Source organism: Chryseobacterium sp. DZ-32 (assembly GCF_059587025.1).
Genome location: NZ_JCAIOM010000018.1, coordinates 85046 through 107220 on the forward strand (window position 1 = coordinate 85046; position 22175 = coordinate 107220).

19 protein-coding genes are annotated in these 22175 nt (G+C 35.9%); 16 read left to right on the forward strand and 3 right to left on the reverse strand.

What is annotated here, in order from left to right:
- Nucleotides 1–172 precede the first annotated feature (172 nt).
- The 9 genes from AC59HC_RS18500 to AC59HC_RS18540 all read left to right on the forward strand — a co-directional run bounded on the left by AC59HC_RS18500 (nt 173) and on the right by AC59HC_RS18540 (nt 9612).
- Complete coding sequence (locus AC59HC_RS18500) at nt 173–772, forward strand: bifunctional nuclease family protein (RefSeq protein ID WP_062674981.1); 600 nt, start codon at nt 173–175, stop codon at nt 770–772.
- A gap of 22 nt (nt 773–794) precedes the next feature.
- Nucleotides 795–2177 carry a nucleoside permease gene (locus AC59HC_RS18505; RefSeq protein WP_202840686.1) on the forward strand — a complete coding sequence of 461 codons (1383 nt, stop codon included), beginning with the start codon at nt 795–797 and terminating at the stop codon, nt 2175–2177.
- Between the two features lie 299 nt (nt 2178–2476).
- Nucleotides 2477–2881 (forward strand): hypothetical protein, encoded by a 405-nt coding sequence (locus tag AC59HC_RS18510; RefSeq protein WP_202840682.1) that lies wholly within the window; start codon nt 2477–2479, stop codon nt 2879–2881.
- Nucleotide 2882: 1 nt separating this feature from the next.
- The gene (locus AC59HC_RS18515) at nt 2883–3293 is read left to right on the forward strand and encodes a hypothetical protein (RefSeq protein WP_202840680.1); all 411 of its coding nucleotides are present in this window, start codon (nt 2883–2885) and stop codon (nt 3291–3293) included.
- A gap of 57 nt (nt 3294–3350) precedes the next feature.
- Nucleotides 3351–4529: an acetyl-CoA C-acyltransferase gene (locus AC59HC_RS18520; protein WP_202840678.1), complete on the forward strand. Its 1179-nt coding sequence runs from the start codon at nt 3351–3353 to the stop codon at nt 4527–4529.
- A gap of 294 nt (nt 4530–4823) precedes the next feature.
- Nucleotides 4824–6314, forward strand: coding sequence for an MFS transporter (locus AC59HC_RS18525; RefSeq protein ID WP_202840676.1), 1491 nt, complete (start codon nt 4824–4826; stop codon nt 6312–6314).
- A 201-nt stretch (nt 6315–6515) separates the two neighbouring features.
- Entirely contained in the window at nt 6516–7442 is a 927-nt protein-coding gene (locus tag AC59HC_RS18530; RefSeq protein ID WP_227942248.1) for a mevalonate kinase family protein, read from the forward strand.
- Nucleotides 7443–7452: 10 nt separating this feature from the next.
- Nucleotides 7453–8382: a UbiA family prenyltransferase gene (locus AC59HC_RS18535; protein ID WP_411413093.1), complete on the forward strand. Its 930-nt coding sequence runs from the start codon at nt 7453–7455 to the stop codon at nt 8380–8382.
- A 63-nt stretch (nt 8383–8445) separates the two neighbouring features.
- Nucleotides 8446–9612 (forward strand): proline dehydrogenase family protein, encoded by a 1167-nt coding sequence (locus AC59HC_RS18540; protein WP_411413094.1) that lies wholly within the window; start codon nt 8446–8448, stop codon nt 9610–9612.
- A 463-nt stretch (nt 9613–10075) separates the two neighbouring features.
- Here the strand turns inward: AC59HC_RS18540 and AC59HC_RS18545 are convergent, their stop codons facing one another.
- Nucleotides 10076–10612, reverse strand: a complete 537-nt coding sequence (locus AC59HC_RS18545; RefSeq protein WP_482399148.1) for a helix-turn-helix domain-containing protein — start codon at nt 10610–10612, stop codon at nt 10076–10078.
- Between the two features lie 968 nt (nt 10613–11580).
- On the opposite strand from AC59HC_RS18545, the gene AC59HC_RS18550 reads away from it, so the two are divergent.
- Nucleotides 11581–12690 (forward strand): M14 family zinc carboxypeptidase, encoded by a 1110-nt coding sequence (locus AC59HC_RS18550; protein ID WP_343642692.1) that lies wholly within the window; start codon nt 11581–11583, stop codon nt 12688–12690.
- A 207-nt stretch (nt 12691–12897) separates the two neighbouring features.
- On the opposite strand, the gene AC59HC_RS18555 is transcribed toward AC59HC_RS18550, so the two are convergent.
- Entirely contained in the window at nt 12898–13395 is a 498-nt protein-coding gene (locus AC59HC_RS18555) for a DUF4920 domain-containing protein (protein WP_202840669.1), read from the reverse strand.
- Between the two features lie 142 nt (nt 13396–13537).
- Between AC59HC_RS18555 and AC59HC_RS18560 the strand changes: the two genes are divergently transcribed.
- The 6 genes from AC59HC_RS18560 to AC59HC_RS18585 all read left to right on the forward strand — a co-directional run bounded on the left by AC59HC_RS18560 (nt 13538) and on the right by AC59HC_RS18585 (nt 21520).
- On the forward strand, nt 13538–14950 hold the full coding sequence (locus AC59HC_RS18560; protein ID WP_110010243.1) for an APC family permease: 1413 nt from the start codon (nt 13538–13540) through the stop codon (nt 14948–14950).
- Nucleotides 14951–15107: 157 nt separating this feature from the next.
- Nucleotides 15108–15548, forward strand: coding sequence for a GPW/gp25 family protein (locus tag AC59HC_RS18565; protein WP_002979175.1), 441 nt, complete (start codon nt 15108–15110; stop codon nt 15546–15548).
- A gap of 24 nt (nt 15549–15572) precedes the next feature.
- Nucleotides 15573–17456, forward strand: coding sequence for a type VI secretion system baseplate subunit TssF (locus tag AC59HC_RS18570; RefSeq protein ID WP_110010242.1), 1884 nt, complete (start codon nt 15573–15575; stop codon nt 17454–17456).
- A 286-nt stretch (nt 17457–17742) separates the two neighbouring features.
- A complete protein-coding gene (gene uvrA, locus AC59HC_RS18575; RefSeq protein ID WP_137904926.1) occupies nt 17743–20574 on the forward strand; it encodes an excinuclease ABC subunit UvrA in 2832 nt (943 codons plus the stop codon).
- 292 nt (nt 20575–20866) lie between these two features.
- Complete coding sequence (locus AC59HC_RS18580) at nt 20867–21271, forward strand: hypothetical protein (RefSeq protein ID WP_137904927.1); 405 nt, start codon at nt 20867–20869, stop codon at nt 21269–21271.
- 114 nt (nt 21272–21385) lie between these two features.
- Nucleotides 21386–21520 (forward strand): bacteriocin-like protein, encoded by a 135-nt coding sequence (locus AC59HC_RS18585; protein ID WP_082798797.1) that lies wholly within the window; start codon nt 21386–21388, stop codon nt 21518–21520.
- 30 nt (nt 21521–21550) lie between these two features.
- Here the strand turns inward: AC59HC_RS18585 and AC59HC_RS18590 are convergent, their stop codons facing one another.
- The gene (locus tag AC59HC_RS18590) at nt 21551–22096 is read right to left on the reverse strand and encodes a hypothetical protein (RefSeq protein ID WP_496559130.1); all 546 of its coding nucleotides are present in this window, start codon (nt 22094–22096) and stop codon (nt 21551–21553) included.
- Nucleotides 22097–22175 lie beyond the last annotated feature (79 nt).

Below are 22175 nucleotides of genomic sequence, written 5' to 3' on the forward strand. Positions count from 1 at the left end.
GTCAATTCGCTTTGCTCGTCAATTTTTTAATGAAATAATTCACTTGCGAAGCAAAATTCACTATTGACGTTTGACAATCATCAACTATACAGATAAAAGCTCGGCTTTCCGGGCTTTTATTTTTGCGTAAAAAAGTGAAAACACAATAAAAAATTAATCTATATTTGTAGCTATGGATTATAAGCAGCTAATTATTCGCGGAATATCGTACAGCCAGACCCAGTCGGGGGCTTATGCATTGTTATTGGAACATGAAGAAACACACATAAAATTACCTGTTGTTATAGGAAATTTCGAAGCCCAGTCTATCTCTCTCGGATTGGAAAAAGATATTCATCCACCGCGTCCTCTTACTCATGATTTATTTACAAAATTTATAGTTTCTGCCAATTATGAGTTAATTTCTGTCATCATCTATCAGATTGTAGACGGAGTTTTCTTTTCAAATATTAACTTTAAAAATAAAGTAACAGAAGAAGAACTGATCCTAGATGCCAGAACTTCAGATGCTGTTGCCATGGCCGTAAGATTTGATGCGCCAATATTTACAACGCAGCAGGTTTTAAACGAAGCAGGAATTTTACTGGAACTGGAAGACGTTTCAAAAGAAGAACAATCATTCTCAGAAACTGTACAGACAGAAGATAACTTAAAATCTCTTTCTATGGAAGAGCTTCAGAAATTATTAGATGAAGCCGTTAAAGAAGAAGACTATGATACCGCTCTTGAAATCCAGGAAGAAATCAAGAGGAGGAAAAAGAAAATTGATTAAAGAGATACTTTTTATATAAACTATGAATTTAAAATTACGACTGACCATCCTCAGTTTTCTCCAATTTTTTGTTTGGGGAGCGTGGCTGATTACGATGGCAAACTTCTGGTTTGGCACAAAACATTGGGATGGAACTCAGTTTGGAGCTGTGTTCGGAACAATGGGAATTGCTTCTATCTTTATGCCAACCATTACTGGAATTATCGCTGACCGTTGGGTAAATGCGGAGCGTATATTTTCAGTATTACACATTCTTTATGGGGTTATTCTTTTTATACTGCCTCATTCTGCAGATCCGAATTCCTTCTTTTCGGTAATGCTTGTAGCCATGTGTTTCTACATGCCTACCATCGCATTGGCCAATTCAATTTCTTATACAATCCTGAAAAATAACAATCTGGATGTAGTGAAAGACTTTCCACCGATTCGTGTATGGGGAACTATTGGTTTTATTGTTGCCATGTGGATCACCAACCTTAGTGGAAATAAAGCAACAGAAGGTCAGTTTTATATCGGAGGTGTTGTAGCAATTTTCTTAGGAATTTATGCCCTTACACTTCCAAAATGCCCACCACAAAAGCTGATTGATAAAAACTCTCCATTATCTGAACAGTTAGGCTTAAATGCTTTCAAGCTTTTCGGAAACTATAAAATGGCATTATTTTTTATGTTTTCAATGCTTTTGGGTGCTGCGCTTCAGCTTACCAATGCCTATGGTGATGTATTCTTAAGTGAATTTGCTAATTTCCCTAAATATGCAGACTCATTCGTGGTACAGAGATCTACCATCATTATGTCAATTTCCCAAGTTTCAGAAACCCTGTTTATTTTGGCAATTCCTTTCTTCCTGAAGAAATTCGGAATTAAAAAAGTAATGCTGATGTCTATGCTGGCCTGGGTGTTAAGATTCGGTTTCTTTGCTTATGGGGTACCGGACGGATTTGGACTTTCATTGATCATTCTTTCATGTATTGTGTACGGAATGGCCTTTGATTTCTTCAATATCTCAGGATCACTCTTTGTGGAAACAACTACCGATAAAAAGATACGTTCTTCAGCTCAGGGATTATTTATGATGATGACGAACGGTTTTGGAGCTGTTTTTGGAAGTTATGCTGCAGGATGGGCTATTGATAAGTTCTTTACCCATAAGTTTTCTACGGCTTCAGATCTTTCTGCTTATCTGCAAACGACACCTGATAATCCTACATTCCTGGATATTTTAAAGAAGAGTTTCAACGCAGCTGTGAATTCAGATGGAACTCTTTCCTCTGTGGTGATGGTAAAAGACTGGCAGCAGATATGGCTTTCTTTCGCAATCTATGCATTAATACTGGCTGTTTTCTTTGCGGTATTGTTCAAGCATAAACATAACCCGGAAGATGTTTCATCAGTTAAACATTAATTAGACCTTATATATATTAAGATATTAAATTGCATTTTTGAAAAAAGATGCAATTTTTTTTTATTCAAATATCCTTTTATCAAATAATGCTTTGCCGGAGAAAAATATGGACTTCAGATTGATATAGAAACAGTAAATGTTAATTTTTAATTTGATAATAAATCTCATTTTTCTTTATATAATAATTAGAAATATCGATTTTTTTTTATGGCTAACAAGTGTTCGGGTGCGGAATTTCTATTTTTAAAACACCCTATTTAAAAGTGTGTTTTTTTTTGTATTTTGGCACTTTAGTAAATATGAAAAATATTCAGTTATTAGGATTACTGTTAGTAATTGTAGGTAGTTTTCTACCCTTGGTACATGTACCTGTAATAGGGAACTGGAACTATTGGAAGCTTGATCATTATCTGGCTATCGCATGCTGGATTTTCTCCGCATGTGCAGTTTTTGGGATTGTAAACAATAGTGCAAAAATTGTAAGGTTCTTTGGTATTCTCCTTATTCTTCTATTCGGATTTACCTTAGTTGCTGTGAAAATGCAGTCGCTGCAATACTTTAGCTTTTTACCATTCAAATCCTGGCAGGAAACTTTTGCAGGAATCGTTACATTGAAATGGGGTTGGGCTGTAGAGTTTTCAGGTGCTTTTCTGATGGTTTTTGCACGAGGAAATAAAAAAGTAAATAACAGAACACAAATATAATATGAACTTTTTAAAAAATTTTTCAGCAGGAATTTTGTTGATGACAGCTGCACAGGTGTATGCTCAGGCAACAGAACAGAAAAAACCGGATAATCCGCCTAAATGTACTAACATAAAAGAAGGAAAATTTCTAAGACCCAATTATCCGGAAGCAATATGGCATATGACCATTAAAGATAATGTTCAAACCGAATATTTCAATAATGGAAAAGATTATATCAAATCGACATTGGTTTTTGTGGATGACTGCAATTATAAAGCAATCGTGATAGAGAAATCTGATAAAAATGATCCTGCACAGATAGGAGATGTCTTCAATAATAAAATAGTCGCCACTCAGGATAATCTTCTGAAAGTGAATACCAAAATTGAAGGGACTCAATTTGACCTGGTATACATAAAAGTGAAATAAATTCTAACTATAAAAACGGGATTTTTATTCCGTTTCAGCTAAATAAAAATTATATACATGAAAGAAGTATTCATTGTTTCCGCAGTAAGAACGCCTATGGGGAGTTTTATGGGAAGCTTATCAACGGTTCCGGCTACAAAACTGGGAGCAACTGCTGTAAAAGGAGCATTAGATAAAATCGGTTTAGATCCTAATCAAGTTCAGGAAATCTATATGGGAAATGTTCTTCAGGCAGGGGAAGGCCAGGCGCCGGCTCGTCAGGTTGCTTTAGGAGCAGGTCTTTCAATCAATACACCTTCTACTACAGTCAATAAAGTTTGTGCTTCAGGAATGAAGGCTGTAACAATGGCAGCTCAGGCTATTAAAGCTGGTGATGCAGAAGTAATTGTTGCAGGAGGTATGGAAAACATGTCTTTAGTTCCTCATTATTACAATGCAAGAGTTGCTATAAAATTAGGCGATATCAAAATGCTTGACGGAATGGTACTTGACGGACTTACAGACGTGTACAACAAAGTACATATGGGAGTATGTGCAGAAAAATGTGCTACAGACTATAATATCACAAGAGAAGATCAGGATAACTTCGCTGTAGAATCTTATAAAAGATCTGCAAAAGCCTGGAGCGAAGGTAAATTCAGCGAAGAAATTGTACCGGTTTCTATTCCTCAGAGAAAAGGCGAACCAGTTATCTTTGCTGAAGATGAAGAATACAAAGCAGTAAACTTTGACAGAATTTCAACACTTCCTACCGTATTCAAAAAAGAAGAAGGAACAGTAACAGCAGCAAACGCATCTACTCTGAACGATGGAGCTTCTGCGTTGATCCTTGTTTCTAAAGAAAAAATGGAAGAACTTGGATTGAAGCCTCTGGCAAAAATCGTTTCTTATGCTGATGCAGCACAGGAGCCTGAAAACTTTACAACAGCTCCGGCAAAAGCGTTACCTATCGCGCTTAAAAAAGCAGGATTAGAAGTTTCCGATATCGATTTCTTCGAATTCAACGAAGCTTTCTCAGTTGTAGGACTGGCAAACAACAAAATCTTAGGGCTGGATGCTGCTAAAGTAAACGTAAACGGAGGGGCTGTAGCATTAGGACATCCACTGGGAAGTTCAGGTTCAAGAATCATCGTTACATTAATCAACGTATTGAAGCAAAATAATGCGAAATACGGAGCTGCTGCTATCTGTAATGGTGGTGGCGGTGCTTCTGCAATTGTGATTGAAAACGTATAATTGATAAGTATATAACCGCATTTTGTGGTTTAAAATATAAAAATCGGGGTCTTTAAACCCCGATTTTTTAGTTACAGGGCTGAACTTTATAATTCCAGCCAGATAATTTATCTACATAAATATAGGAGGTTGTATACCTTCAACAGATGCGGTCTAACCTTTGATGGTATCAAATGTGATTAAAACTTTGCTGAGTTATTTCAATACTTTACAATTATTATTTTCAAAATAATATTAAAAACCGTAGAATATTCCGTAGTTTTTCTATTTTTGTGCTACTAATATATATTTGAAATGTCTGAAACTGAGAATCGACAGCCTAAAAACATAAAGAATAATCCGAAAATTATGAAAGCCTGGGCTGTATATGACTGGGCAAATTCTGTTTATTCCCTGGTGATTACCTCTACCATTTTTCCCATTTATTACTCTATCCTTACTACTGCTTACGAGAAAAAAGAATACGTGGCAGAAACAAAAACATGGATTGATGTTCCGGTAAGACATATGATCAAAATTTTTGGAGAAGAATATCAGCCAGATGCGGTGTATGGATATTCCCTTACCATATCATTCTTTATCGTAGTATTGCTGTCTCCATTTTTATCTTCATTAGCGGATACGATTGGAAATAAAAAGTCTTTCCTGCAGTTTTTCTGCTATCTTGGTGCAACATCTTGTATGGGATTGGCCATGTTTACGGGAATGCATAATGTATTTCTGGGACTTTTATTCAGCATTACAGCCAGTGTCGGTTTCTGGGGAAGTTTAGTTTTTTATAACTCTTTCCTCCCGGATATTGCAACACCGGACAGACAGGACGCGCTTTCTGCAAGAGGGTATGTTTACGGATACATCGGTTCCGTAGTTTTGGTGGTGATCTGTTTGGTACTGATTCAGGTTTTTGCTAAAGGAGCCGCGCAGCAGCTGCTGTTTACAAGAATCAGTTTCCTTCTGACAGGAGCATGGTGGTTCGGTTTTTCTCAATATACATTCAAGCACCTTCCTCAGTTTGGGGATGTGAAAGATAAACTGCCTAAAGATTTAGTACTGCTGAACTATAAGAATATCTTCAAAAAACATGAAGAACAGGGAGGCTTCTTTGAAGTATTTAAAGATAACCTGAGCTTCTATAAAGATATTGCAAAAGAAAGTTTCCACGAGCTGTTTAAGGTAGGAGGAGAGCTTTTCAAAGATAGAAACCTGAAATTCTTCCTGTCGAGCTTCTTCTTTTACAGTGTAGGAATGCAGACGATTTTCCTTATGGCTACATTATTTGGAAAAAGTGAAATTAACCTTGCTCAGGATAAGCTGATCGGAACTCTTTTGGTGATTCAGATTGAAGCAATCATTGGAGCGGTTATTTTCTCACGGTTATCAAAGAGAATTGGTAACAAAAATGTTATTTCAATTGCGATCATCCTATGGATTGTAGCTTGTCTTTGGGCTTATTTCCTGAACAAAGAAAACCCAACAGTAGAATACCAGTTTTATGGAGTTGCTGCAGTAGTAGGGTTAGTAATGGGAGGGCTTCAGGCAATGTCCAGATCCACCTATTCAAAACTTCTGCCTGAGAACTCAATGGAGAATACAACCTATTTCAGCTTCTATGATGTGTTGGAAAAAATTGCTATTATCATCGGAACATTTATCTTTGCAACATTGATCGAACATTTCAATAATATGCGTATTGCAGCATTGTCCATGACTATATTCTTCGCCGCAGGATTGGTTTTAATCAGATTCCTGAAGGTTAAAATGAGAAAAGACAGAGAAACATTATAAAATTGAAAGACGTTATTTTTAACGTCTTTTTTTTGTCAAGGTAATTCATTGAATTTTATCTGTGAAATTATAGTATTTACCATATTTTTTCGTATTTTTAATAGAAGAACTGAAGAAAGAAAAATAAAAGACAATTCGGCCTGAGTTTTGCTTATATTCAGCGGAATAATTTTTAACTTTGCAAAAAGATTTATTGTCAATATGACCAATCCTTTATTTTATGCAAAAATAATCCTGTTTGGAGAATACGGAATGATTGAAGATTCCCAGGGGCTTGTTGTACCTTACAGCTTCTATAAAGGGACTTTGAAATTCTCAGATCTGAGTTCTGATTTCGAACTTAATTCCAACAGACATTTGCAGAAATATTCTGAATTTCTTACAGCACTTGATCTTTCCGACGACTTTAAGCTGGATATCGAGAGCTTCAAAAATGATATTTCAAACGGACTTTTCTTTGATTCCAATATTCCTCAGGGATATGGAGTGGGAAGTTCCGGTGCTTTAGTGGCTGCTATTTTTGAAAAATATTCAGTCAGCAAGCTGAATCCTGAAAACATTTCAAAAGATAATCTTAAAAAATTAAAAGCTGTTTTTGGTGAAATGGAAAGCTATTTCCATGGAAAAAGTTCAGGAATGGATCCACTGATCTGTTATATGAATCTGCCAATCCTTATCGAAAATAAAGAAAATTTAGACAGGGTGAATATTCCCGAAGGCGAAGAAGGAAAAGGAGCTATTTTCCTGATCGATTCCGGAATGACTGGTGAAACAGGACCTATGATTCAGATTTTCTTCGAAAAAATGAAAACAGAAGGTTTCCGTAAAACCCTGAAAGAAGAGTTCATCCGTTATAACAACGCATGTATCGAATCTTTCCTTAAAAAAGACATGAATCCGTTCTTCAGAAACCTTAAAAAGCTTTCTCACTGGGCTTATGAACATTTCCGTCCTATGATCCCTGAAAGTATTTTTAACATCTGGAAAAAAGGTCTGGATTCTAACGCTTATTATCTGAAACTGTGCGGTAGCGGTGGAGGCGGCTATATCTTAGGATTTACCAAAGACTATGCAAAAGCAGAAAAAATGCTTGACGGCTTCCAAAAAGAAGTGATTTACAGATTTTAAACAGATTGGAATGAATTCTGAAAAAGAACCTTTCCAATCTAAAAACTATTTATCAAAATCTCTATTTTACAGATTTTCACAATTCGTGGGCTTTCTTCTCGGAGCACGGTTTTTTGTAGCTGCTCTGTTGACGTTTGCACTTTATGTATCTACTTTTTTCCTGTTCAATCAGGATGAATCTTTCAGAAAATTTGTCTTCGATTTCAAAGTACACGGGATTATTTTTTGTACTGTCCTTACGATTCTGGCAGGTGGTATCATCAACCAATTTTACGATCTGGAGAAAGATCATGTAGTAAAACCCTTCAGAACAAGGGTTCAGAGTTTCATCAAACAAAAATATTTTCTCTATGCCTACCTGGCACTAAGTGCAATTTCTCTAGGGGTAGCCTGGATAATTTCTCATAATGTATTTGTTTTTTTTCTGGTCTATCAGTTCTTTATGTGGTTTTACAGCCATAAACTGAGCAGAATACTGATCCTGAACAACCTTACTTTTGTCAGTCTGACGCTGTATCCGTTCTTTGGAATGATGGTGTATTACGAAACTTTTTCCAAAAAGGTTTTTCTGATGGCTGTTTTTCTATTCCTTATCCTGCTATGTATTGATATTGTGAAAGATACGCTTACTAGAAGTGTGGATAAAGCTTTCGGATATACTACCATTCCCAATTATTTTAAAAGCAGAAATACAAAAATTATTCTGACTTCTTTACTGATCGTTACCATGGCAGTTTCAATGAATATTATTACGAAAACCAGCACTACCGGATTCATGGCTTATTATTTTGCCGGCGGGCTTTTTGTCATGATTGTATGCATATATCTTCTTTTAAATGCTTCCAGAAGAAGTAACTTTCTTACATTGAATGTATTACGATTCTGGGTTTTTGTCGGAATCATCGCCATGCTTTTAAACGGAATAGAGCATAAATTGTAAAAAAATTCTTTAAATAAACTGAGGTTATTATTACCTTTGCATAACTAAATTTAATAAATAGGAATGCCCATTTTTAATGATACTAAAATTGCATTTGCAGACAAGTCTGATGCACAATTGAGAAAGGCTTACTGGATGTTTAAAATGATTGAACAGCCCACTCTTACAAGCCTTGGAACATCTGTTCTGAATTTCACAGTACACAACAATTTCCCTTTCGTTACCGGAATTGTAAAAAATACCTTATTTGAGCAGTTCTGCGGTGGTGAAACCCGTGAAGAAAGCATGAAAGTTGTAAAACAGCTGTTTAAAAGGGGAGTTGGGAGTATTTTTGATTATTCCATTGAAGGGAAAGAAGATGAAGAAACTTTTGATGCGGTTTGCAAAGAAATCAAGGACATTGTAAGATTCTCAGTAGGAAATCCGGCGATTCCTTTTATTGTATTTAAACCTACCGCATTCGGAAGAATTGATCTTTATGAAGCTGTTGGAAAAGGCGCTGAGCTTACTACCAGCCAGAAAGAAGAATGGGAAAGAGTGGTAAAAAGATTTGATGAAGTATGCAGTCTTTGCCATGAACATGATAAAAAAGTAATGGTAGATGCTGAAGAAACCTGGATGCAGGACGCAGCAGACCATCTTTGTGAAGAAATGATGGAGAAATATAACCAGCAGAAACCTATAGTTTGGAATACCATCCAGATGTACAGAACCGGAAGACTGGAGTATATGGAGGCACATCTTCAGAGAGCAAGAGAGAAAAATTACTTCATCGGTTATAAAATCGTTCGTGGTGCTTACATGGAAAAAGAAAGAGCCAGAGCAGCAGAAAAAGGATACGCAGATCCTATTCAGCCGACAAAAGAGGCTTCAGATAAAAATTATAATGCAGGAATTGACTTTGTAATGGATCATCTGGATAAAGTGTCAGCATTCTTTGGAACCCATAATGAAATCTCTTCTGAGCTGATTATGGATAAAATGAAAGCAAAATCTCTGGAAAACAGCAATCCGCACATTTATTTCGGACAGCTTTACGGGATGAGCGATAATATCACTTTCTATCTGTCAGATAAAGGCTATAATGTGGCTAAATATCTTCCATACGGACCTGTAAAGGATGTTGTCCCTTATTTAACTAGAAGAGCCCAGGAAAACACCTCTGTGGCCGGACAAACCGGAAGAGAGCTTGGACTGATCAAAAAAGAATTGGAAAGAAGAAAGAAATAATAGTATTGTCCACAATATATATAAAGAAATAATAGTATTGTCCACAATATATATAGGGCCTGCAGTTTTGCAGGTCTTTTTTATTGGAATTAAAAGACGGAATGGAACAGTGAATTAATGATAATGAATATAATAGTAAGATGCGTTGGTTATAGTGTAAAATAATTCGATTTTTATTGTTGATTTAATTTTAAATAGTTATATTTGATAAAACTATAAAAAAACATAAAACACTATCTTCATTTACTAGTACACTTCTGTCCTCTGAGAATAACTCTCCAATACACTAATCACTCTTATTAAAACTAAATTATAAAAATATAATAGGGGATCAGACGATCATAAAAGATAAAAATTCTATCAGCTTGTATCCGTGAAAATTTTTTAAAATAAAATAAAGCAATAGCTTTAGTTTTCTTCTTCAAATATTTTTTTAACCTGATCATTTCCTTGATCAGGTTTTTTAAGGCTCAAAACTTTCAAATTTTCCGTTTTCGTAGAACAGAACAATTCGTTTTATCTTACTTTGTTGATTACCAAATAGTTGTCCTAAAATATGATCACCCGAATTTTCTAATCGCTGAGAATCCGATATTTGCGGCTGAGCTTTATCATGGGCCGGTATAAACGATTCTCCAGAGCTTGATTTTGGAGCTTCTTTTTCCGTTTCATTACTTCCGAATTCATCATCATCATTCATCATCGTAAAAAGATCGGGTAGTGGAGTTGTTTTTATTTTCTCCTCTTCCGTATATTCTTCTTTAATTTCTGATTCGGGCAGCTGGGACTTTAGCATCTCACCTTCACCTGTAACCAGCCAATCCCATAGAAGTTCCGGGAAACGGGATTTTATTTTTATGATAAACTCAAGAGAAGGTTTGTTTCTTCCTGACGTGATATGTGAAATAGACGAACGCTGCACATCAATCTCATCAGCAAACTCGGAAGGGGTAAGTTGAGAATACTCTATAATTTTTGAAATTCTTTCATTTAAACTCATAAAAATAAGCTTTTAATTATTTTACAAATGTAACTTATATAATTTACAAATACAATACACAAATGTAAATAAATGAAAATATTCTTTGTATACATTTGTAACTTGATTTTAATTATATTTAAATCAGTTAGTTATGCTTTAATTACAATTGTATTTGCTTATTATACTAATCTATTGTTAGAATTTTCAACAGGTTATTTGTATCTATTAAAAGACTTGTACTTTTCCAAAATATTGGTTTAAAAATGTAAATCCAGCCCATTTAGGGAGCTATTTTGTCCATTAAATATCTTTAAAAACAGAGTATACATTATTAAACAGCTTATATCGTTTTCGGTAATAAGATTATCAATAAATACCTCATAAAACGCCCATAAACGCCCATTTAACAGAGTTACATAGGTAAATTACTGATGTAAATACATCATTTTAAGCCCATATTTGGCTAAATCGGAGGTAAAATGGGTTCCTGTTAAGCAACTCATTTTATCAAAGATTAAAACTCCTGATAAAAGTATTATTTGAATAATTTTCAGACATCCATTTGATTTTTCTGTGGTTTTACATATGTATACACTACTAAGCAACTTGGTTTTCCACAATTTTTATGTTTAGCAAAATAACCCTCAAATAGCAAAAACACTCTATTTTTACACTTAAAGTACGGTTATAAATACAGTTGAATTAAACTTTATAAAGTACTGACTTTTAATATTTTAAATATATCATATTAAATTATTCGCAATCCACAATTTTATCCACAGACAAATTGTCCTCCAGTGCTGTTTAATAATATTACAATTGTCAATTTATTTTTATAACTCTCAATTTGAATAATTTAAATCTTGTAAACAATTTTCAGAACAGATGTCAAATGTAAATTCGTGAATTTTGCTAACATTTACAAATGTTAATTTAAATTTTTGGCTAAAAATGGCTAAATTTGATTCTTGTAAACTATTCCTACAATGAATTTTGAACAGATCTATTCTCAAAACCCCGATTTCTCAAATCGCTATATTTCCCCTGAAAAATTATTTTCTTATCTACAGGCCAATCTCAGCGATTATATTCACGAGATCGGAACATCCTATTTAGATAAACCGATTTATCAGTTAAGTATCGGAACCGGAAACATTCAGGTATTGGCCTGGTCACAAATGCACGGAAATGAATCTAATGCCACTCATGCTATGCTTGACCTTTTGGTAAGCCTTGATAAAGCTCCGGAAATGAAGGAGGACTTATTCAGTAAAATAACACTTGATTTTATATTCATGCTGAATCCGGACGGATCCGAAAGATGGACCAGACTGAATGCTGCCGATATTGACCTGAACAGAGATTTTCATAACGAAGCAAGTAAGGAGATTAAATTCCTGAAAAAAGCAGCAGCTTCCAAAAAATATGATTATGCTTTAAATCTTCATGAGCAGAGAACCATTTTTACCACTGATGGTATTCATCCTGCTACGCTTTCCTTTTTGGCTCCTTCGGAAAACGTAGAACGGACGGTTACCGAAAACAGAAAGAAATGTATGGCAGTCATTGGAAGTATATACAACCACTTAAAAGAAATGATCCCCAACCAGATCGGAAGATATTCTGATGAATTTTATCCGACTTCTACCGGAGATAACTTTATCAAAGCAGGGATGCCAACCATCTTATTTGAAGGCGGGCACTTTGTAGAAGATTATACCCGGACAGGAACAAGAAAATACTATACAATTGCTCTTTATTATGCTTTGAAAGCAATCAGTGAACTTAACTCTGATACTACAGGCTGGGAAACTTACCTTGAAATCCCTGAGAACCAGGAAACTCATTATGACTTGATTTACAGAAATGTAAAGCTGAATACAGAGCATGAATGTATTCTTGATATTGCAGTTCAGTACAGGGAAATCAAAGAAGATGGGAAAAGTGACATCTCATTTATTCCTTTCGTAATGGAAGCCGGAGATGTGAAACAAAAAAAGGGCTGGCTGGAAATAGACTGTACCGGAAAGAAATTTATTTCTGCAACTAAATATCCCAAACTGGACGCAGTTGTGGATTTTAAAATAGAAGATTAAAAGACTTTAAATATCTCCCATATAAAAAGTTTCGGCAGCCCTTCAGGCTGCCGAAACTTTTTATATAACTAATTTCCAAAATTCAAATGGGCTATCCACTCAATTATAATGTTATTCAATAGGAATGGGCTTTAGCCCATTTAATTTAATGAATATTCATCCGGCTTTAGCCAAAACTTAATTTTAGAATGTCGATTCCTCTAAAGATTAGTTAACCACTTTAATTCCATTCGCTACAAATCTGATTTCTTCTTTGGGCTGAGTGATAGCATCAATTTCAGACTGAGGCTTTTTAGCATCTTCCGCGTAATGTTTCTGTTCATTTACAGAAGTTACTTTTCTTTCTGCGTTCCCCTCCAATACAACATTTTTCCCTTTTAATGCGGTAGGTACAAAGAAAGCGTAATCTTTCATTTTTACAAAAAACTTAGAATTATCTTCGGTCTGGATCGTAAGCCAGCAGCCTTTTTTGTCGCATACGTCTGTTACTTTTCCTTTAACGGAAACATTCTCAACTTTTTTGTTATCTTTTTTAAGCTGCTTATTCAATTTATCTGCGGTGATCGCTTTGGATTCAGCGGATGAAGTTACCTGATCTCCGTAAGTATCACCTACCAAAGCTTTTCCTTCCGGTGGTCCGGATTGAGCAAATGCTAATGAAGAAGCTGTTAAGGCTGCACCCAATAATATTGCTTTAAATTTCATGTTTAATATTTTTCTCAAAAATACTAATTAAAATTGAATCATAAAGGAATAAAAAATAACAAAAAACAGGTATTTCAATGAATTTTCAACAAAATTGAAAATCAAAGACAGATTTGATTATATTTGACTCCTATACTTGACTATGCAAAAAAAACTGAAACTATGGGATGCCATCATGCTTGTGATGGGATCTATGATCGGAAGCGGGATCTTTATTGTAAGTGCTGATATGATGCGAAACCTGGGATCAGGATATTGGCTCATTGTGGTGTGGGTGATCACAGGAATAATGACAGTAGCCGCAGCCATAAGTTATGGAGAACTGTCCGCACTGTTTCCGAAAGCCGGAGGGCAATATACTTACCTGAAAGAAATCTTTGGTAAAAGAATGGGATTCCTTTACGGATGGGGATTGTTTACCGTAATACAGACCGGAACAATTGCAGCCGTAGCAATGGCTTTTGGTAAATTTACAGCGTATTTGATTCCTTCATTAAACGATGCTGCCCCTATTTTCCAGAGTGGTGAATTTAAAATTACCTGGATACAGATTCTGGCAATTGCTGTGATTCTGTTGCTTACGTACATCAATACCAGAGGTGTAGAAAGTGGGAAAATTCTTCAGAATATCTTTACCGGTTCCAAAATTATTGCATTACTGGGACTGATTGCCGCCGGTTTTATATTGGTAGACATTTCTCATTTAGCAGAAAACTTTAGCTGGGGAACAGATTCTTTTAATAACCTTAAAAAAGATTTGAGCGGAAATTTCCTTAAAGAAGGCTGGGAACCGATTGGAGGAATGACTCTTTTAGGAGGAATTGCTGCTGCAATGGTAGGATCTGTTTTCAGTTCCGTTGCGTGGGAAAGTGTAACATTTGTTTCCGGGGAGATTGAAAATCCTAAAAAGAATGTAGTCAAATCAATGATTTATGGGACTTCTGCTGTAATGATCCTTTACATCGCTGTAAACTATGTCTACTTAAATGCTCTGGACAGAGATGGAATTGCATTTGCTGCTAATGACAGAGTAGCGGTAGCGGCATCCCAGAATATATTTGGAAGTGCAGGAACTATCATCATTGCCTTATTAGTAATGATTTCTACATTTGGATGTAACAACGGATTGATTCTGGCGGGAGCAAGAGTTTTTCAGACGATGGCCAAAGACGGCATGTTCTTTAAGTCAGCAGTAAAAAATAATAAAAATGAAGTTCCTGAAAATGCATTGTGGATGCAGGGAGTCTGGGCTTCCATTTTGTGTCTGAGCGGGCAGTATGGAAATTTGCTGGATATGATCTCTTTCGTGATCGTTCTTTTCTATATGATTACGGTTTTTGGAGTTATTTATTTAAGAATCAAACAGCCGGAACTGGAGAGACCTTATAAAACATGGCTTTATCCTGTAACGCCGGTTATTTATCTTGTCATAGGAACATGTTTCTGTATCCTGTTGCTTATTTATAAGCAGCAATATACATGGCCTGGTTTTGTTTTGGTATTGCTGGGACTTCCTGTGTACTATTTTATCAATCGAAAAAAGGTGGATAATTAATATAAAAAATAATATAACAGATTCATGGGCCTTTCAATTCAGTTTGAAGGCCCTTGTTTTTGAATAATATTTTAAAGTATATCATTATTATTTGTCGAAAATGTGTAATTTGGTATTTCGTTTTTAGAACAGGACCATGAAGTAAAAACAATAAGTTATGGATACACCAAATTACAGAATGCCTTTCGTACCGTCTACTTTAATGACCGAAGGCGGAAGTATCGATACCTGCGATATGGGCGAAAGTATTGCCCACAATATTATGCTGCTGATCACCACCAAAAAAGGGGAGAACAGATATGATGAAAACTATGGAAACGATGTCTGGAACCTTGAATTCGATAATGGAGTTACAAGTGCCATCTGGGAAAGCGTTTTTATCAAAAGCTTAAGAAGACAGATTCAGGAATATGAACCAAGAATCGTGAACCCGCAGATTGATGCTCACATACAATTTGTAGAGCACAGCTACGATACTAAAGAACACACCGAAATTAAAAAGAAAGTAAGAATTGCCATCAATGCAAAAATGGAAGAAACAGGAGAACGGTTCAGCTTCTCAACAGAACTGTTTCTAAGCCCGATGTCTATTGATTAATATTTTTAACAGCGAAAGAAAATTATGAATTTAGATCAGAATATTTATTCCAAAGAATCTGTAAAAGCAAGAATGCTGCAGAATGCAACTAAAGTATGGGGACTAAGAAGCCCGCAGTCTTTAGATCCTTTTGTAAAACTGCTGATAGACGCATTCAGTACAGAGGTCTTCAAAGCGAATAATGAAATACAGACGGTGAATGCCCGTATATTGGAAAAACTGGCAAAACTGCTTACACCGTCCATTTATACACATCCTATTCCGGCTCATTCCGTAGCTTTTACACAGCCTTATGAGTCTTCTGAAATTTTATTGGAACACACGGAATTCTTTTTCCGTAAACAGATGACTTCCACGGTGAAATCGGAATCGGACAAACAGCTGAACATTCCATTTACTCCCGTAGGAAATGTGAGAATCAATAAAGTTCACACTTCGATCATGTTTGTAGGAAATACCTGCTACAGCATCGACGACAGATTCAACAAAATTCCTATTGCAAGATTTCAGGGAAGACCTGAAGATTACAGAAAAATCACAATAGGAGTAGATGTAAGCAAATATGTAAGTGAAAACTTTCCCAAATACCTGAGCATATTCTGCTCCAATCCTGCCTTCGAGCACCTTGATTTCGTATACAAATTATTACCGTATATCACGGTTTCAAGCAATGGTAACCCTCTGTTTGTAAGAGAAGGATTAAGCTATCTTACGGAAAGTCAGAACGATGGTTATGAGCAGATGTTCAAAGAACAATCCATCAGAAATAAGGTGATTGAAGATATTAAAAGTATCTATCGTCATAAATTTATTGAAGTAACAGGAATCTCTCAAAGTCTGTTCTCAGAACCGGGACAGCTTCCACAGAACCTTGATTTCCTGGCTGGAAAAGAAGAAATTACTAAATTTCTGGATAATAAAAGTTATCTGTGGCTTACGTTTGAGTTTCCGCCACAGTTTTCAGCAGAAATCCTGGATAATTTCTCATTTGTGCTGAATGCTTTTCCAATCTATAACAGAGGCTGGAAGAAAACAGAATACAGCCTTGATATCATGGGGAATAATATCCCTTTGGTGACAGACGAAGGCGAGCATTTCCTTTATGTGGATGAGGTACAGGATGGTGACGGCAGAAGATATACTGAAATTCCTTTTACTCCGGCCGATGATCTTAAAAAAGGATTATATACTGTAAGAAAGGGAGGAATGGAACGTTTTACCAGCCGAAATGCAGTAGATATGATTGCCAATGTTCTGGAACTGACAAGAGATGAAATTGCTGCATTTTCCCTTTTGAACAGAGATAATGTAAAAGGAGTTCTCAGCGAAATGTCTGACAAAATGAAATCCATGGTGCAGAAAGTAAATAATGCCAAAAGGAATATCAGACAGGAGCTGAATTACGTGATCATGGAACCGGTAGAAAAAACCGATCATACTTACGCTTCTTTTTGGATTACACACTGTACGCTGGCCAATCATATGCGTCCGGGAACTGAACTTTCCAACCAGCTGAAATCTCAGACTGTGGTACTGCTTACCGAAACATTGGGAGGGGCCGAAGAACAAAAAGGAACGGATAGTATTCAGGCTTATAAATATGCATTAACAACCAGAGATAAGATCATTTCTTTAGAAGACGTTAAAAACTACTGCCGTATGATTCTGAAAGATGAAGTAAGAGAAGTAAGGGTAAGAAGAGGAACGATGATCAGCAACAAACCAAAAGAAGGATTTGTAAGAACGGTTGAGGTAGAAATCATTCCTCAGAACTATTCTTTCTACGGAAGAGCCTATTGGGAAAATATGGCCAATATTATAAGGAATCAGATTATTGCCAAAGCCATTGATGGAATCGAATATATCGTAAGGATTACCAATGAAGATATTGATTTCCAGGATATGTAATCCTTAAAAAAATAAATCAGTTTAAAATATAAAATGCCGTATCAATTGCGGCATTTTTGAATCAATAGGAACGGGCTTTGACCCGTTTTTTTAATAAATGAGCTTTTCATTGGCTTCAGCCAAAACTTATAAAATCTTTCCGGAAAAATTCAATAACATTGGGTTCAATGCATTAACAATACCTAAGAATTTTTTATGAAACTTTTATCCCTTTTATATTCAAAAAAAGTCTATAAAATTTCGTATTTTTGCACGTTGTGATTTTCAGGCAAAATCACCCCAAATTATGAGTAAATCAACAGAATATATAGAAGTTTACGGAGCCCGTGAACACAATCTTAAAAATATTAACGTAAAAATTCCGCGCAACGAATTGGTCGTGATTACCGGCCTTTCCGGAAGTGGAAAATCGTCGTTGGCTTTTGATACTATTTTTGCAGAAGGCCAGCGTCGTTATATCGAAACATTCTCTGCCTATGCACGCCAGTTTCTGGGCGGATTGGAGCGTCCCGATGTGGATAAAATTGAAGGACTTTCTCCGGTTATTGCCATTGAGCAGAAAACAACCAATAAAAACCCGCGTTCTACCGTAGGAACGGTCACCGAACTGTACGATTTTCTGCGTCTTCTGTATGCCAGAGTTTCGGATGCGTACTCTTTGTCCACAGGACAGAAGTTGGTAAGCTATACTGAAGATCAGATCCTTGAAACCATCAAAGAAAATTATAAAAAAGAGAAAATCATGCTTTTGGCGCCCGTGGTGCGTTCCAGAAAAGGACATTATCATGAGCTTTTTGTTCAGATGGCCAAAAAAGGTTACGGGCAGGCAAGGATTGATGGTGAGCTGCAGGATATTGAATATGATTTAAAACTTGACCGTTATAAAACCCATGATATCGACATTGTAATCGATCGTTGGATTATCGGGGAGAATGCTTCGGAAAGCAGAATGGAAAAATCATTGCGTACTGCAATGGAAATGGGGGAAGGAATTATCGGAATTCAGAAACTGGGAAGTACAGATATTGAATACTTTTCCAAAAATCTGATGGATGCGGAAACAGGACACTCTCTGGCGCTGCCGGAACCGAATACCTTCTCATTCAATTCCCCAAAAGGAAGCTGCCCGAATTGTAAAGGTCTTGGAACTATTAAAAAGATCAATACCGATTACTTTATAGACAATCCAAAACTATCTATCAATCAGGGAGGATTACTGCCGTTGGAAGATATCAAGTCCAACAAATGGATTCTGTCACAGATCAAAAACATTCTTGAAATCTTTGGATTAGGATTAACAACGCCATTGCAGGATATTCCTGAAGAAGCACTGGATTATATCTATAACGGATGTCATAAAGAGTTTAATAAAGACCTGAAATACGCCGGAATTACCAAAAAAATAAAAATTGGTTTCGATGGTCTGATTGCTTTCATGGAGGAGATTATTGATGATAGAGACTCATATGAAGCTGTTTTATTGGAAAGACATTTTACTACAGAAGAAATATGCCCTGAATGTCATGGTACCCGCCTTCAGCCTTCAAGCTTAAGTTTTAAAATTGATGGAAAGAACATTGCAGAGGTCAATGCTTTAAGCTTAGCGGATTTAAAAGACTGGCTGGCTGATGTTAAAGATAAATTCTCAGAAAAGAATAAAATCATTGCTCACGAGATCTTAAAAGAAATTGAAACCAGACTTCAGTTTTTGCTGGATGTAGGATTGGATTATTTAAGTCTGAGCAGAAGTTCAAAAACACTTTCCGGAGGAGAATCACAGAGAATCCGCCTGGCAACACAGATCGGATCTCAATTGGTGAATGTTTTATATATCCTTGATGAACCAAGTATCGGGCTTCACCAGAGAGATAATGAAAGACTCATCCATTCCCTGAAAAACCTGAGAGATATCGGAAACTCCGTATTGGTAGTAGAACATGATAAAGACATGATTCTTGAAGCTGATGAGGTGCTGGATATTGGTCCCAGAGCAGGAAAATTCGGTGGAGAGATTCTTTGGCAGGGAAAACCAAAAGATCTTTTGAAAGCTGATACCATCACGGCACAGTATATTAATGGAAAAAGAAAAATAGAAATTCCGGCAGAAAGAAGAGCAGGAAGCGGTAAAAATATTGTGTTAAAAGGCGCTACAGGGAACAATCTTAAAAACGTAACCCTGGATATTCCTCTTGGAAAACTTGTAGTGGTAACCGGAATTTCAGGAAGTGGAAAATCTTCATTGATTAACGGAACATTGTATCCGATCCTCAACAAGCATTTCTACAGAGCGGTTCAGGAACCGTTACCTTACAAGAAAATTGAAGGGTTAGAGAATATTGATAAAATCGTAGACGTAGACCAGACGCCAATCGGAAGAACGCCACGTTCGAATCCTGCAACCTATACCGGAATGTTTACCGATATCAGAAACCTTTTTGCAGAGCTGCCGGAAAGTAAAATCCGCGGATATAAACCGGGAAGATTCTCTTTCAATGTAAAAGGCGGAAGATGCGAAACCTGTCAGGGCGGAGGATTGAAAGTGATCGAAATGAATTTCCTTCCGGATGTATACGTGCACTGTGAAACCTGCAACGGAAAACGTTTCAACAGAGAAACCCTGGAAGTCCGTTACAAAGGAAAATCAATCTCTGACGTATTGGATATGACGATTGATGAAGCGGTAGATTTCTTCCAGCCGATTCCTAAGATTTTTGCGAAAGTGAAAACATTACAGGATGTAGGTTTGGGATATATTACGCTTGGACAGCAATCGACAACCCTTTCGGGAGGTGAAGCGCAACGTATCAAGTTAGCAACCGAACTGGCAAAAAGACAAACCGGAAATACCCTTTATATCCTTGATGAACCTACTACAGGATTGCATTTTGAAGATGTGAAAATCCTGATGGATGCCATCAATCAGCTGGTAGAACTCGGAAACTCATTCATCATCATCGAACATAATATGGATGTCATTAAATTAGCAGACCATATTATTGACGTAGGACCAGAAGGAGGAAAACATGGCGGGCAGATTGTAGCACAGGGAACTCCCGAGGAAATTGTAAAGTCTAAGAAGAGCTTGACCGGGAAGTTCTTGAAGAGGGAACTGGAGTAGATATTCATAATTATGCAGTATTTATCATTCCAAAGAATCTAAATGATTTCCGTTAGAATATTTTATAATAAAAAGGCTAAACTATTAAAGTTTAGCTTTTTTAATGCTTAAAAATTACCTTTCAATATTAAATTTTCAATTATTTTTAAAATTTATAACACTGATAATCAATTAATTAACCTTTAATATTAACTCAATGTTAACTGAATGTAAAATTAATATGAATTATTTTTAATAACTTTGGTTAAGAGATACAAAAATAGGTTAGTATAACATTTAAAACCAGTTAGTTATGAAAAATAGAATTCAAATATTGATGGCTTCACTTTTCGTTTGCGGATTTGCTGCTGTTTTGAACACTGCTAAAGCTCAGACTACAGATCATAATACCATTCAGGAAATTCAGTTGAACAGGAGTGAAACATTTAATGATATCAGAAATAAACTAGAAGCTAATTTTGATCTTACCAATCCTGATTACAAACAGGGAACCGTAAACTCTGTGGTGAAGTTTGATATTGCTAAAAACGGAAAAATCGTTAATGTTCATTCCAGTGGTGACTGTAAAACCGTAAGCAAGGAAATTGAAGCAGTGTTAAGCGATCTTGACTATAGAGTAGACCGCAAAAAACTAACTGATAACATGGTTGCTTACACCTATGTAATGCCTGTGACAGTAGAGATCCACAGCAGATAATATTTATTGCATATTATTCATGAATGTGTGAATAATGAAACCTTATCAGATTAAATTGTAATAAAGAATAAACAGATATGTTTTAGTTTTGGGCTACCATAAAATTAAAACGATATGAAAAATTTAAAGAAGCTGACAAAGTCAGAGTTGAAGTCAGTGAACGGAGGAGAACCTGTAAAATACTGTACGTTTTGCGAGTGGGCAAATAAAGTAATCTGCAGCGATATTCCAATCGTTCAATGTCCGTAAAAAATAAAGCCGCTTACAAAAGCGGCTTTTCTATTGTTGTGTACCCTGAATAAACTCTGTTAATCTTGCTTTAAGATCTTTAGAATTTCCTATTGTATCAAAAGTAACATTATCTATTCTCCATCCTTTCTCTGTATTGATAAGATGCACGGTGTCCATCCAGGTTTCTTTGGGGGAAACTGCATTATATTCAAAGGCTAACAATGCTTCAGCAGTCTTATCCTGTATCTTAACAGACTTGATTTTATAATCTGTAAAGCCTTCATACAGGCTGGAAAAAATAGCCCCTTCGAATATTAAAGGTTTCTCATCAGGATGATCACTCTTTTTTACCTTTTCAATATCAGCCTTTGATGCATTGATGGCCTCGTCTAAAGCTTTTTTTAAATCCTGAGAAAATAAAGCATCTGGAATCGGCTGGTTATAAACAGCTTCGTTGGATTTTCCATATTGAGTATACAGTTCATTTACTTTTTCAATAATGGCAGTTTCTGAAAACCGGGTAGGTTGAGGTTCATTCTTTTTGCAGGATACAAAAAACAGAAATATTCCTAAACAGAGAAAAAAAATTTTCATTGGTGTTATTTTGTGGTATTATTTGAATTTCAAGCTCAAAATGTATACCAAAATCTGTCCGTAAAATATTTCCCACGAA